Origin of the sequence: Nocardia jinanensis (genome assembly GCF_014645735.1) — a bacterium.
Taxonomy (GTDB): domain Bacteria; phylum Actinomycetota; class Actinomycetes; order Mycobacteriales; family Mycobacteriaceae; genus Nocardia; species Nocardia jinanensis.
In genome coordinates this window covers 1-13,182 of sequence record NZ_BMMH01000029.1, presented here as the reverse complement: position 1 = coordinate 13,182, position 13,182 = coordinate 1, and the positions used below count along the sequence as shown (strand labels likewise).

The window sequence follows — 13,182 nt, the reverse complement described above, 5'->3', positions numbered from 1 at the left end:
CCGCCTCAGTCGGACGCCGGCAGGGGCTGGGCCCCGCGCACCGGCAGGGTGCGGCCGTCGACAGCGAGCGGCCCGGCGCCCCCCTTGGAGCAGAGCACCTCGAGACCGGTCGTCTCGTCGAAGTAGCGCTTGCCGAGCTGAACCGGCTCCGATTCGCGCGGCGCGGCGCCGCCGGATTCCGGCGGCGCCGGGTCGCCGATGCCGATCATCGGTACGGAACCGCAGGTCAGGGTTACGTCGGCGGCGGTCGGCCGCACCACGACGATTTCGACGTCGGACACCACGCTCCGCAGCCGGGTACCCGGCTTGCCGACTACACCCACCATCAGGGACCCGCTTCCGCTCGTCCGAACATCGTTGAGCAGACGATACAAGTATTGCCTATTATGTGCAACCGATCACTCGGGTGGTACGACCCCTTTCAAGGCGGCGAACGCCCGCGCCTGAGCGACGCTCACCCCGGCAGACCGCTGCTCGAGCGCTTCCGCCGGGGAGAGTCCGGCCGCAAGCCAGTCCGCGACCTCGTCGAGCGGAACACCCGCCGCCCACCACTCGCGGATCGCGACCTCGGGGTCGACACCCTCACGAGTGAGCCTGCGTGCGGTCTCCGGCTCGATCCCGAGGATGAGCCACATCCGCGAAGCGACGAGGCCGATCCCCGCCCGGACCCATTCGGGATCAGCGGGCCCACCGAGCAGTCCGAGAATCTGGTCAGGTCCGGTCGACCACATCCGCCGCCACCTCCGCCTCGACGCCTTCGCGCCGCTCCTCGTCGATTTCGTCCAATGGGATCTGCACGGTCCGTACCCACTCCGGCGGGAGCACCTCACCACCCAGCAGGCCGACCACGACGGTCGTCCGCGGCGGCGGGCGCTCGGGCCATTCGGTCCAGCCGTCGGTGAGCACGACCACGATATCGGGGCGTGGGCGCAGCGCCGCGGCGGCGGCGATGCCGGCCCGCAGATCCGTCCCGCCGCCGCCTACCAGGCGCACCGATCGGAAGTCGAGCACCTGCGCCGCTTCGTGGGCGGTGACGTCGCAGCACAGCACGCTCACTCCCCGGGTCGTCACACCGGACGAGCGGATGATCCGCCCCAGCTCGGCGCCCGCCCGCTCGAGGTGCGCGGCCGACATGCTCCGGGAGGTGTCGAGCACGACCGCGACGGTGGGACGCGGCTGCCGGAGCCCCGGGAGGATCACGCCGGCGACGACACCCGCCCGCCGGGATCGTCGCTGATATGTGTGATCGACCCGCCCCCGCGAGGACCCGACCGCGTGCCGAATCGTCGCCGCCAGCTCCCGGCGCCAGTCGACCACCGGCTCGAGCACATCGCGGGCCCACCGCTCCCAGCCCAGCGGCACATCGTCGTGCGACGAGGCCCGGGCGGCGACCCGGCGCGCCGTCTCCTCCCGCAGCAGCCGCGCCTCCTCGGCGCCGACCGTGACGCGGCTGCTGTCGTCGGCGACCGGTGCGGTCCGCAGACCGCAGACGAAGGTCTGCGCGAGATCCCGGCCCGCGAGCGCTCGCCAGTATTCCTCGGCGGCCCGGCCCGCGGGCAGCCGGAACCGGGCCGGGACGAGCGCCGCGGCGGGCCGCGGGTTTGTGGGGAGGTCGTCGCCGACCTCGAGGTCGGCGGCGGCGTTCCACTGTCTCCCGGCGCCGCGGCGCTCCCCGCGCGGACCGTGGTCGCGCAGCAGGTGGGTGACCTGGTGGAGCAGCCAGTACCCCAGCTCGGGTGCGGGCGTGCCCGCCAGGCGGACCGGATCGACGTGCACCCGCCAGCTCTGGTCCACGGGGTAGGCGTAGTACCGGCTCCCCTGGTCGCCGAGGGAACCCGGGACCTCCACCGTTCGCACGTCGAGGGCGAGCAGCGCCGTCGCGAGGTACGGCGCCGCCTGCACCGCGGCGAGCCGGCCGGCCGCCCAGCGGCGGGCGAGCCGGGGGTCCGGCCAGACAGTCATGCGCTAACTCCGTGCCGCCGCGTCGTCGAGCAGCGCGGCGAGGGCCGGCGCCTCGGTCGGCAGCGTGGCGCCCGCGGGCCGGCGCCCCACCAGCACTCGCGCGCCGAGCACGGCGATATCGGGCGCCGTGCGGGCGACAACTCCCACTACCTGCCAGGCGCGGGCCCACAGCTCGGCGTCGTCGGCCGCGACGGCGAAGGCGGCCACCGCGCCGAGTGCGGCGTGTGCCCGGTCGCCCCGTTCGGGCACTACGAACGAGCCGGGATCGGCCAGGACACCGGCGGGGTCGGGCAGGTCGAGGTGACGTAGCCACGCCACCAGTTCGGACCCGGGCCCCTCGCCGACCGCGCCGCGCAGCAGCATGCCGCCGACCTCGGGTGCCGCCGAGGCTGCCCGTGCCGCGGCCAGCAACCGGGTCGCCATCTCCCAGCTGCGGGGGCTGGGCCAGGCCCGCCCGACCGCCTCGGCGCTGCGCGGCAGGTCCAGGACGAGCGCGGGCCGGACGCGCAGGAATGCCGACACCATCGCCCGAGCCCACCGCAGATCGTGCTCGTCCGCGGTCGGCCGGGTGAGCAGTTCGGCCGGTGAGGGGAAGCCCTCGGTGAGACCGCGCGCGACCTCTTCGGCCGTCACCGCCCAGTCGAGGTGGACGAAACGGTTGGCCATCGGCGCCGAGAGATCCCACCCGTCGGCGGCCTCCCCCGGCGGGTTCGCGGCCGCGATGATGCGCGTATCCGCGGGCAGCAGGAGATCGCCGACCCGGCGCTCCAGCACAATACGCAACATCGCGGCCTGGACGGCCGGCGGAGCCGTGGTCAGTTCATCGAGGAAGAGCAGCCCGCCGCGCGCCTCGACCAGGCGCCGCGCCCACGCCGGCGGGGCGAAACGCACCTCGCCCCCGTCGACGACCGGGAGACCGGCGAAATCCGTCGGCTCCCGGATCGAGCCGACGACCACCTCTACCCGGCTCGCCATCGCCTCGCCCAGTGAGACGACCGCGGAGGTCTTCCCCGTCCCCGGGCTTCCCCAGATCAGCAGCGGAACATCGGCGCGGACCGCGAGGACGAGAGCGTCGAGCGCCATAGAGGTCACCGGTCACCGACCGACGGACTCCGTCGCCGGATACACCGTCGCGGGTGTGGGGGCGTCGGGGTTGAACTTGTGCCCCCACACCGACAAGCTCTCGGGCTTGCCCTCCACGAAGGGATGCGCCGCACTGTCTTCGATGCCCGCGTTGATGTATTCGATCGGGAAGCCCGACGGCGAGAAGTGGTAGAAGGAGATCACCGGGTCCTGCGTATGCCGGCCCAGCGTCGCCATCAGCGGATAGCCGCGCTCCAGCACCCGGTCGTAGGCGATCCCCACATCGTCGAGGTCGTTGACCTCGAGGCCCACATGGTTGAGCCCCAGCATGCCCGGGACGATGGAGTAGCCGATGGAGTGCGTGCGGTGGTTGCGCCGGGGACGGTAGAAGCGGCGCTTGCCGATATCGGCGCCCGAGCCGAACCATTTGAAGCTCAGCACCTGCTCGACGAAGTGGTCGAGTTCCTCGGTCCACTCCGGGACCGTGACGACGATATGGCCGAAACCGCCGTCGCCGGTGAGGAAGCCGTTGTGCGGTCGCCCCGGCAAAAAGGTGTGGGTATTGAACGCCGCCCCGTAGCAGAATTCGTGCCGGACCTGATCCGGACCGGTGACCCACGCCATCGCGTGCACGGCCCGCTCGGCACAGAGCGCCTCGTCGGCGATCTCGGCGGTGTAGCCGGCGGCCTGCAGAATCCGCAGGCACTCGTCCCACGCGACCCGGTTGAGCAGCTCCCACCCGATATACGCCAGCCGCTCCTGCGCGCCGGGATGCAGCGCGATCCGGTGATGCCGGTCGTCCATCCGGAGGAAGAGCGTCTCGCCTTCGGTCGGCCGGACCTGGAGGCCCAGTACCTCGGGAGCGTAGGTCCGCCAGTCGTCGACATGGGCGCTCGTCAGGCCCATGTAGCCGAGGCCAACGATATCCATCTGGGTCTCCTTCGAGCTCGGCCGGTCAGCCGGCGGCGGGTGCGGCAGTCTTCTTCAGCCCGCGGATCTCCGCGGGCGACAGCTTCGATTCCGGCATCTTGAGCAGCGGCAGCGCGTTCTCGAAGCGCACCTTGTCGCGGTCGGCCTCGGCGAGATCCAGATCGTCGGTCAGATCGCCCTCGTGGTTGTCGGCACCGGAGAAATTGTCGCCGTAGACGACCTGCTCGATACCGACCTCGCCGACCAGGGCTTTACGCATATGCGGGCTGGCGATGTCGAGATCGTAGAAGAAGTTCGGGTTGTACTCGAGGAGTTCCTTTTTGTTCTTCGAGTCCGGAGCCATCGTCTTGTTGGTCGCGTTGAAACGCTCGAGCTGGAAGGGTACGAACCCGCCGCCGTGCGTGATCAAGAACTTCAGGTCCGGGAACTCGTCGAGCACACCGCCGTTGGTGATCCACCAGTAGAAGAGCGCCTCGTCGACGTTCATCCCGACGATCGAGGTGGTGTCGAACGGATCGTCACACGCCTTCGCACCCCAGGTGACCGACTGGTTGTAACCGTGTACGAACACCATGCAGTCGAGCTCGGAGATCTTCTCCCACAGCGGCCGGAACGCCGGGTCGTAGACCTCACGCCCGCCGAAGTTGCGAGCGCCCATCATCAGGCCCTGCGCACCGAGCTCGGTAACGGCCCGCTCGAGCTCGGCGGCCGCCGCGACCGGATCCTGCAGCGGCGCGTGCGCCCAGAAGTAGAACCGGTCCGGGTGGTGCGCGCAGAACTCGGCCATCGAGTCGTTGGAGGTCTGGGCGTATCGGATCGCGAACTCACGCTCGTAGTGGTAGCCGACCATATGCAGTGGCATGGAGAGGACCATCTTGTCGATGCCGGCGGCGTCGAGCGCGGCCAGCCGCGGCCCGGGTTGCCACCGCTCCAGCATCTCGTCCAGGTGTTTCGGGGCCTGCCGCTTGGAGCCAAGCTTCCAGTCACCGATCCGGAGGCCGCCCTCCCAGAAGGGCCCCCACTTCTCATGCTGGTTGAACTGTCCCTTGACCAGCTGATGGGCGTGCAGATCAATGAGCATGGGGGCTGTCCTCCTGGCAGTCGGGCCGTCCACCAAATTTATGCATACGAGACAGTTATTGTCAAGATTGTCTAATGTTCGTTAGGGTGGCCGACAACCGCCGATTCGGCCCGAAAGGACGCGGCACCGCATGCGCTACGTGACATTCGCCCTCGACACCTCACTCGGACCATTCACCCGGGCCGGGTGCCTCACGGCCGCGGGCGACGTGATCGACCTCAATTCGGCCTACCGGAGCACCCTCTCCGACAAGCTCGACCCCGAACGGGCGAGCGCCGTGGCCGACGCCATCGTCCCGCCCGACCTGATCGGCCTGCTCGGCAACGGCAGCCTCGGTCGCGATGCCGTCACCGAAGCAATCGACTCACTGCCCACCGATACGCCGGGCACCCGGGACACCAGCGGCACGACCCTCGTCCACGCCCGCGACGCGGTACGTCTGCTGTCCCCACTGCCGCGCCCGACCAGCCTCCGCGATTGCTCGGCGTACGAGAAGCACATAGCCAACTCGACGCGGGGCCGGATCCCGAAGCGCTGGTACGACGCGCCGACCTACTACAAGGGCAACCCGGCCTCCGTCATCGGCGACGGCGACGACGTCATCGTGCCGCCGGGCGTTGACAAATGCGACTACGAACTCGAATACGCCGTTGTCGTCGGCAAGGCGGGACGCGATCTCGGCGCCACCGAGGCACTCGACCACATTGCCGGCTACCTGGTCTTCAACGACGTATCGATCCGCGATGTCCAGTTCCGGGAGATGTCGGTCGGACTGGGACCGGCGAAGTCCAAGGATCTCGACGGCACGAACGTCCTCGGGCCGGCCCTCGTGACTCCGGACGAGTGGGATCCCCACGAGGAGCAGAGGATGCGCGCCCTGGTCAACGGCGAGGAGTGGAGCGTCGGAGTCACGACCACGATCCACTTCTCCGTCGGCGAGATCCTGAGTCATATCAGCCGCGGTGAGACCCTGCGGGTCGGCGACGTCGTGGGGACCGGCACGGTCGGCGGCGGGTGCGGCCTGGAGCTCGGCCGCTACCCCGTGGCCGGGGATACGGTCACCCTCGATATCGACGGCCTCGGCCGGCTCACCAACACGTGGCGCGCGCATGAGCAGCACGAAGGTACAAGTTGAACAGGAATGACTGTTATTGTTGCTTTCGTGAGCAAGAACGCGACACAGACATGGGAACGTATCCTGGATGGAGCCCTTGTTGCGCTCGCCCGCCGCGGGCAACACAAGTTCTCCATGACCGACGTATGCGCCGAGTCGGGCGTGTCCCGGGGGACTTTGTACCGCTACTTCGCGAGCAAGGAAGACGTGATCGCGGCGGTCGAGGAGCGTCTCGAGACGAGCTTGCGGGAGCACCTCACGACCGCGATCGCCGAGCGCCCGGAACCGGCGGACCGTCTCGCGGTCATCGCCGAGGCGATGGTGCGGCACCGCGCGGAGTTCCCCGCGATGGAACTGCTGACCCGCACCGAACCGGGTATGGTCCTGGACCGGCTCGCGTCCCGCTTCGACGCCCTCGTCGCACTGATGCAGGAGTGCCTGCACCCCGCGCTCGCGCAGTCTGCCCAGGTCCAGCAGGGGGCGGTGACCAAGGAGCAGGTCGCCCGGATCGTCGTGCTCTGCGGCATCTCGTTCTCGACCTTGCCGCCGTCGGCGTCGACCTCCATCGAGGAACTCACCTCGACCCTGGAGGGATTGCTGGGCATCGGCTCCACGGCCACGAAGTCCGGCAGGCGGCTCGCCGGTTGAGCCCGGTGCGCTGTCCGATCCCGCTGCGCGCCTGCGACGTAGACTCCGCAGCATGAGCGGAATCCCCGCGCGCGACACCGTCGACGCCATCCTCGACGGCGCCATGCGCGCCCTTGCGCGACATGGCAGCTCCCGGCTGTCGATGACCGATATCTGCCGGGAATCCGGCGTCTCCCGTGGCACGCTCTACCGCTATTTCGCCAGTCGCGAGGAGGTGCTCAACGCGGTCAACCTGCGCATCGCCTCGGTCTCGAAGGAGACCTTCGACCGCGCGGTGGCCGACGACCCCGATCCGGAGCACCGGGTGCGCGTCATCCTGCATGCCATGCTCGATTTCCCGAACATGTTCCCGCATATGCGGACGATGGTCGAGTACGAGCCGAAGATGTCCCTGGACTTCTTGACCGACCAGATGCCCGATGTGATCGAGTCACTGATCCCCTACCTCGAGCCGGCTTTGACGGACCTACCGGCCGCCCGTGCGGGATTGCTGACCGCGCACGATCTCGCCGAGTTCCTGTACCGCATCGTCACCTCGTCGTTCTTCATACCGACCAGCGACGCCGCGGTGATCGAGCAGAAGATCTCGGTGCTATGGGATTTCGCCCTCGGCAAGGACGTGGCGGCGGCCCGCGGCACTCTCGGACGAACGGCCACCGCCACCTGAGCGACAGCCCATGGCGACGGGCCCGAGTGGAGACCCGGGCCCGACGCGCATCCGCCTGTTGTGCCGACTCTCTCAGACCGGGATACCTATCGCCTTGGTCTCCAAGAAGTCTTCGAGACCCTCGACGCCGTATTCACGACCGATCCCACTCTGCTTGTACCCTCCGTACGGTGTGTCCGGTGCGGTGAAACCGCCGCCGTTGACACCGATCGAGCCGGTCCGGATCCGGCGGGCGACCCGGGTGGCCCGCTCGATATCGGCGCTGAAGACCGAACCGGACAGGCCGTACACCGAATCGTTCGCGATCCGGATCGCGTCCTCTTCGTCGCCGTAACCGATGAGGGACAGAACCGGGCCGAAGATCTCCTCCCGCGCGATCCGGGCGTCGTTCGACACGTTGGCGAACGCGGTCGGCTGGACCCAGAACCCCTTCTCGAACTGCTCGGCCCGGCCGCCACCGGCGATGAGATCGGCCTCCTGTTTGCCGGCTTCGATGTAGTCGAGCACACGGTCACGCTGCCGGGCATTGATGAGCGGACCCATCATGTTCTCGGGTTGCTGCGGGTCTCCGTACGGGAACTGGTCGTAGACCGCCCGCACGATCTCCGCGGCGAGCCCCATCTGCGCCTTCGGCACCAGGACCCGAGTCATCAGGGCACAGCCCTGGCCGGCGTGCATACACACGATCCCGGCCGCGAAGGGGAGGATCTGGGCCAGGTCCACATCGTCGAGGATGATCGCCGCACTCTTGCCGCCCAGCTCCAGGGATACCTTCTTGATGGTCTCCGCGCCGTTGCGCATGATCAGCTTGCCGGTCCGGCTCGACCCGGTGAAGGTCACCTGATCGACCGCCGGATGCGTGGTCAGGATCTCGGCGACCGAATTGTCCTGGGTCGTCACGATATTCACGACGCCGGCCGGGATATCGGTCCGCGATACCGCCGCGGCCAGGAGGGTGGCGGAGTACGGCGTATCCGGCGCTCCCTTGAGAACGACCGTGCAGCCCGCCGCGAGCGGCGCACCCAGCTTCGCCAGGTTGAGCTGAAACGGGTAGTTCCACGGCGTGATCGCACCGACGACACCGCCGGGCTCCCGGCGGACGATCCGCTTCGACTTCGCCCCCATGAACTCGGTCACCGGTCGCTCGGTCTCCCAGGCATAGGTGCTCATCAGCTCCGGCCAGTAGCGGAGCCACTCGACGGGCGCGTCGACGCCGACCGTCTGCGCCAGACCGACGGGCATGCCCACCTCGGCCGTGTGCGCGGCACGGATCGTGTCGAGATCCGCCCGGAGCTCGTCCTGAAGCTGGGTGAGGCAGTGTCGCCGGAACTCGATATCGCCGGCCCAGCGGCCCTCGTCGAACGCCCGGCGCGCCGCCGCCAGCGCGCGCTCGACATCCGCGGCGGTGGCGTCCGGGGCCGGTCCGATGACCTCTTCGTTCGCCGGGTTGACGTTGCCGTACTCGCGGCCACCGGTGGCCCCGACGAGCTCCCCGTCGATGAGCATCCGCTGCTGGTCGAGCTCCATATCTCTCCTCTTTCTCCGCGCCCTCCCTGCGGTGGCCGCGCCCGGTTCCGAGAATAGTGTCGATGTGACTGATTGCACAAGAGTCGTACTTTATGTACATTCGCGTTGGCTCGCAGGTGCGGGCCGAGCTCAGGTAGAGAAGGTGACCCATGGGCAGGATGGACGGGCGCGTCGCATTCATCACCGGCGCGGCACGCGGCCAGGGCCGGTCGCACGCGGTGCGACTGGCGGAGGAGGGCGCCGATATCGTCGGCCTCGATATCTGCGAGAACATCGAGGTGGTCCCCTACAACCTCGGCACCGAAAGCGATCTCGCCGAAACCAAGCGGCTGGTCGAGAAGACCGGCCGGCGGATGCTCACCTTCAAAGGCGACGTCCGTGATTTCCACGGCATGAAGAAAGCGTTCGAGGCCGGTGTCGCGGAGTTCGGGCATATCGACACCGTGATCGCCAACGCCGGCATCGTCATGTTCAACACCCAGGAGCGAGACAATGTCGAGGCCTGGGAGGTCGGCATCGGTGTAATGCTCAGCGGTGTCCGCAATGCGATCCAGGTGGCCTATCCGCATATGGTCGAACGCGGCCGGGGCGGCTGCTTCATCCTGACCAGCTCCTCGGCGGCGCTCCTCGGCAAGACCACCGCCAACGGCGGCGACGACGCCTACGGTATCGCCAAACTCGGTGTCATCGGCCTGGCCCAGATGTACGCCAACTACCTCGGCCGCTACAACATCCGGGTCACCGCGATCGCGCCCACCGGTGTCACCACGCCCATGATGACGGAGAACCCCGAGGCGTTTCCCTTCATGGCTCAGAACGCGGAGGTGCTCGGCGATATGAGCAACCTGCTGCCGGTCGAGATGATCAGCGCCGAGGACGTCAGCGAGACGGTCCTCTTCCTCGCCGACGACGCGACCGGCAAGTACTTCACCGGCAGTGTTCTCAAGATCGACGCGGGCCTGACCGCCAAATAGGTCGGCCACCGCGCACGGCCGCGGCGTCCGGCCGGGTCCGGACGCCGCTGCCGCGTCACCCGGAAGGACTCCCATGGCCCTGCTCGAGCACAAGATCGCCTTGATCACCGGGGGCGGCGCCGGCTTCGGCCGCGCCATGGTGACCCGGTTCGCCCGGGAAGGTGCCCGGGTTCTCGTCGCCGAATACGACGCCGCGCACTGCGAAGCACTGCGCGCCGACTACGACGGCAACGACCGCGTCCAGGTGGTACCGACCGATGTCCGCGAGAAAGACCAGGTCCTGGCCGCCGTCGGCGCCGCCGTCGAGATATTCGGCGGGCTCGACATCCTGGTGAACAACGCGATCACCCTCTCGCCGCGCCTGCCACTCGAGCAGAAGACCGACGAGATCCTCGACGGCAGTCTCCACGCCGGTTTATGGGCCGCGTGGTGGGCGATGCAGGCCGCTCGGCCACATCTCGCGGCGCGGGGCGGGGGCTCGATCATCAATTTCAGCTCGATCGATGTCGACACCGGCGCCTGGCTCAACGCCGACTACATCGTGACCAAATCCGCGATCATGGGGCTCACCCGCAACGCCGCCCACGAATGGGGCCGGTTCGGGATCCGGGTCAACGCGATCGCGCCGACCGGTATGGGCACCCAGTTCATGAAGTACGTCGACGAGGTCCCCGGCTTCGCCGAGCGTTCGGCAGCGTTGAAGCCGCTGGGCCGCAACGGTGACCCCGAGCAGGATATCGCCCCGGTCGCGGTCTTCCTCGCCTCCGAGATGTCGCGCTACATCACGGGCGAACTCATCCACGTCGACGGCGGACTGCATCTCCCGGGCTACCAGTCACGGCCACCCGACCTCACCGCCTACACCTCCTGACCCCGACCGAATCACCGGAGCAACACATGCCGTCGGCACCGCACTCACCGAGATCGTCACCGACCCGGTAGGCCTGGACCTGAGCGTTCAGCAGTCGCTGATCGCCTGAGCCACCTCGCCGGATCGGCCGGCCACTGCGCACACGGGCCGTGTGTCGCCGTGGCGCCCGGCGGCCGAACCGATTGCGCACGGCCCGCCGGGCATGCCGCAGCGGCCACGACTACAGGATGACGGTCAGGTTGGGAAATCCCACCGTGGTCTGGTCCATCAGGAACATGCGGCGCGCCAGCAGGAAACCGGCGCCGTCCCGCCGCAGCACGTCATGACGCTCGCCCGACATAACCAGCGGCGCCGACTCGGAGTGACGGTTGCGAGTGATCAGTAGTGAGCTCACCACCGTGAACTCATCCCTCGCCGCGCGCTCGAAAACGCGGATGTTCGTGATCAGGCGCCGCGAGCGCGATACCGGGTTCTCGCACCACGGACTGGCCGTCGTCGCCAACCGGAGGATCTTCATCGTGAGCGTCATATGGTTCTCGTCGTAGTGGAACATATTGTCCGCGAACTGACACCGCGGGTCGTCCCGTAGGCGGGTCTGACGTACGGGCACCCGGTAGATGATGTCCTCGGCGATGAGCTCGGTCCAGGCGATCGTATGCCCGTCGTCCAGCAGCGCCGCCTCGTCGTGGAGCCAGTCCACGATCTGGTGGTAGCGCCGGTCCCCGGAGCTCACCCGGGCCCCGAAGTCGGGTAGCGGTGCCTGCTGGACCGGCGTTGCGGTCTCGGTCATTGCTGTGCCTCTCTCCGTCGCTGTTCTCAGTGGTGGGCGTCGGGACCCCACGGGTCGTCGAGCATGAAATCGCGCCACCGCAGCCACCAGTTCCATTGGGCGTCGTCTTTGGTGAAGCCCGGGTAGAGGTGCCCGCCGCCGGGGAAGTCACCCTTGTCCCAGTAGCCGGTCAGCGGCTGGTCCTCGCCGGTCAGCGCGCCGTACTTGATGGTGCCCTGGCTCCCCATATAGCCCTTCGAGGAGGCGGTCATCAGCGGCCAGGTGTCGGCATCGTCGGTCTCGACGAATCCGGTGCTGCCCAGGCCGAGCGTGGCAGCCCGGCGCATCAGGTCCTTGAACTCGGCCGGCGCGTCCTTTTCGACGAGATACCAGTTGATGAACTCGAATGTGTCCGGCCCCTTCGGCACGAAGGCGTGCCAGCTGATGATCGCCGCCATACCCATGGGGGTCGGGAACTCGAAGCAGAAGGTGCCCATGTTCGGGAACAGTCCACCGACACTCGGCGGGTAGTCCGCCAGCACCGTCATCTGGTCCTCGGTGAGGGTGTCCGCGAGCTGCTCGGCCATTTCCGGGGTCATGCCCGGAGGGAGCATGATCGTGCGCAGTTTCTCGAACGGCGGCAGGCTCTGCGCGGCGAGCACGGCCTCACGATTGTTCTTCCACTTGCCCTTGCGCCGGTCGATGAGGCGCAGACCGTGGCCGTTGGCGCTGACATCGATGCCGTACATGGACGAATCGTCGGACTCCGAGGCGGCCAGCTCGTTGATGGAGCGATGCAGGGTCATCGCGTGGTAGCCGTCGCCGGCGTGCTGCTCGCCCGGGCACTTCCAGTTCGACGGGATGATGAAGCGCTGCGGTGGACCGAGCACCTCCAGGCCCGCCTCACTGCGCGCGAACATCAGGTCCTGATAGAACTTGATCTCCCCGAGATACTCCTCGAGCGAGGGCGCGTCCGGATCCCAGGTGGCGAAGACGAAGCCCGCATACCGCTCCACCCGAGCCTTCTTCAGCCCGAGCTCCTCCTTGCTGTGGAACGCGCCGTGCATATTCTCCCGGGCGACGGGCGAACCCATGAACCGGCCCTGCTCGTTGAAGCTCCACCCGTGGTACGGACACTTGAATTGCTTCTCGTTCCCGGCCTCCGCGCGGCACACCTGCATACCGCGGTGGGTACAGACATTGAGTACGACGTTGATCTCGCCACTGCGCGAGCGGGTCACGATCACCGGGTCGAGACCGATATCGCGCGATACGTAGTCGAACGGCTCGGGGATCTCCGTCTCGTGGGCGAGCACCGTCCACGCGCGAGCGAAGAGCCGCTGGAGTTCGAGACGGAACACCTCGGGGTCGCTGAGCAGGCGCATCGACACCTCATGCTTCTCGAGGTCGATCAGATCCGCGAGCGGTGTGCCGTCGGACAGGATCGGTCCGGTGATCTCGGTACGTCCCATTTCGATCGTCATGGGTTGGCCCTACCTTTCTTCCTGGGTCGGTTGGGCCGGTAATGTCCCGGCGGCCCAGGGGAACCGGGTGTG

The 13,182-nt window shown here is 68.1% G+C and carries 14 protein-coding genes; 5 read left to right on the top strand and 9 right to left on the bottom strand.

The window, feature by feature from the left end:
- Positions 1 to 5: 5 nt before the first annotated feature.
- The 6 genes from IEY68_RS32160 to IEY68_RS32135 form a co-directional block, all read right to left on the bottom strand.
- On the bottom strand, positions 6 to 326 hold the full coding sequence (locus IEY68_RS32160; protein ID WP_063000694.1) for a hypothetical protein: 321 nt from the start codon (positions 324 to 326) through the stop codon (positions 6 to 8).
- Between the two features lie 72 nt (positions 327 to 398).
- Positions 399 to 731 (bottom strand): hypothetical protein, encoded by a 333-nt coding sequence (locus IEY68_RS32155; protein ID WP_063000692.1) that lies wholly within the window; start codon positions 729 to 731, stop codon positions 399 to 401.
- Positions 712 to 1,962, bottom strand: a complete 1,251-nt coding sequence (locus IEY68_RS32150) for a vWA domain-containing protein (RefSeq protein WP_063000689.1) — start codon at positions 1,960 to 1,962, stop codon at positions 712 to 714. The genes IEY68_RS32155 and IEY68_RS32150 overlap by 20 nt, the downstream gene beginning before the upstream one ends.
- A gap of 3 nt (positions 1,963 to 1,965) precedes the next feature.
- The gene (locus IEY68_RS32145) at positions 1,966 to 3,045 is read right to left on the bottom strand and encodes an AAA family ATPase (RefSeq protein ID WP_063000687.1); all 1,080 of its coding nucleotides are present in this window, start codon (positions 3,043 to 3,045) and stop codon (positions 1,966 to 1,968) included.
- A gap of 12 nt (positions 3,046 to 3,057) precedes the next feature.
- Positions 3,058 to 3,975 carry a VOC family protein gene (locus IEY68_RS32140; protein WP_058852981.1) on the bottom strand — a complete coding sequence of 306 codons (918 nt, stop codon included), beginning with the start codon at positions 3,973 to 3,975 and terminating at the stop codon, positions 3,058 to 3,060.
- 25 nt (positions 3,976 to 4,000) lie between these two features.
- Positions 4,001 to 5,056, bottom strand: coding sequence for an amidohydrolase family protein (locus IEY68_RS32135; protein ID WP_058852980.1), 1,056 nt, complete (start codon positions 5,054 to 5,056; stop codon positions 4,001 to 4,003).
- Between the two features lie 130 nt (positions 5,057 to 5,186).
- On the opposite strand from IEY68_RS32135, the gene IEY68_RS32130 reads away from it, so the two are divergent.
- Genes IEY68_RS32130 through IEY68_RS32120 form a run of 3 tightly spaced genes read left to right on the top strand, consistent with a single transcriptional unit; the run spans position 5,187 to position 7,485 of the window.
- The gene (locus tag IEY68_RS32130) at positions 5,187 to 6,191 is read left to right on the top strand and encodes a fumarylacetoacetate hydrolase family protein (protein ID WP_058852979.1); all 1,005 of its coding nucleotides are present in this window, start codon (positions 5,187 to 5,189) and stop codon (positions 6,189 to 6,191) included.
- Positions 6,192 to 6,218: 27 nt separating this feature from the next.
- Positions 6,219 to 6,818 carry a TetR/AcrR family transcriptional regulator gene (locus tag IEY68_RS32125; protein ID WP_189094615.1) on the top strand — a complete coding sequence of 200 codons (600 nt, stop codon included), beginning with the start codon at positions 6,219 to 6,221 and terminating at the stop codon, positions 6,816 to 6,818.
- A 52-nt stretch (positions 6,819 to 6,870) separates the two neighbouring features.
- Entirely contained in the window at positions 6,871 to 7,485 is a 615-nt protein-coding gene (locus IEY68_RS32120) for a TetR/AcrR family transcriptional regulator (protein ID WP_058852977.1), read from the top strand.
- 72 nt (positions 7,486 to 7,557) lie between these two features.
- Here IEY68_RS32120 and IEY68_RS32115 read toward each other — a convergent pair whose 3' ends face one another.
- On the bottom strand, positions 7,558 to 9,012 hold the full coding sequence (locus IEY68_RS32115; protein ID WP_058852976.1) for an aldehyde dehydrogenase family protein: 1,455 nt from the start codon (positions 9,010 to 9,012) through the stop codon (positions 7,558 to 7,560).
- 149 nt (positions 9,013 to 9,161) lie between these two features.
- Here IEY68_RS32115 and IEY68_RS32110 point away from each other — a divergent pair, with 149 nt between their 5' ends.
- Positions 9,162 to 9,986 carry a mycofactocin-coupled SDR family oxidoreductase gene (locus tag IEY68_RS32110; RefSeq protein ID WP_058852975.1) on the top strand — a complete coding sequence of 275 codons (825 nt, stop codon included), beginning with the start codon at positions 9,162 to 9,164 and terminating at the stop codon, positions 9,984 to 9,986.
- 73 nt (positions 9,987 to 10,059) lie between these two features.
- Positions 10,060 to 10,857, top strand: coding sequence for an SDR family NAD(P)-dependent oxidoreductase (locus IEY68_RS32105; protein ID WP_058852974.1), 798 nt, complete (start codon positions 10,060 to 10,062; stop codon positions 10,855 to 10,857).
- Positions 10,858 to 11,077: 220 nt separating this feature from the next.
- Here IEY68_RS32105 and IEY68_RS32100 read toward each other — a convergent pair whose 3' ends face one another.
- Positions 11,078 to 11,647: an aromatic-ring-hydroxylating dioxygenase subunit beta gene (locus IEY68_RS32100; protein WP_058852973.1), complete on the bottom strand. Its 570-nt coding sequence runs from the start codon at positions 11,645 to 11,647 to the stop codon at positions 11,078 to 11,080.
- Positions 11,648 to 11,673: 26 nt separating this feature from the next.
- A complete protein-coding gene (locus tag IEY68_RS32095; protein ID WP_199804852.1) occupies positions 11,674 to 13,110 on the bottom strand; it encodes an aromatic ring-hydroxylating oxygenase subunit alpha in 1,437 nt (478 codons plus the stop codon).
- Positions 13,111 to 13,182 lie beyond the last annotated feature (72 nt).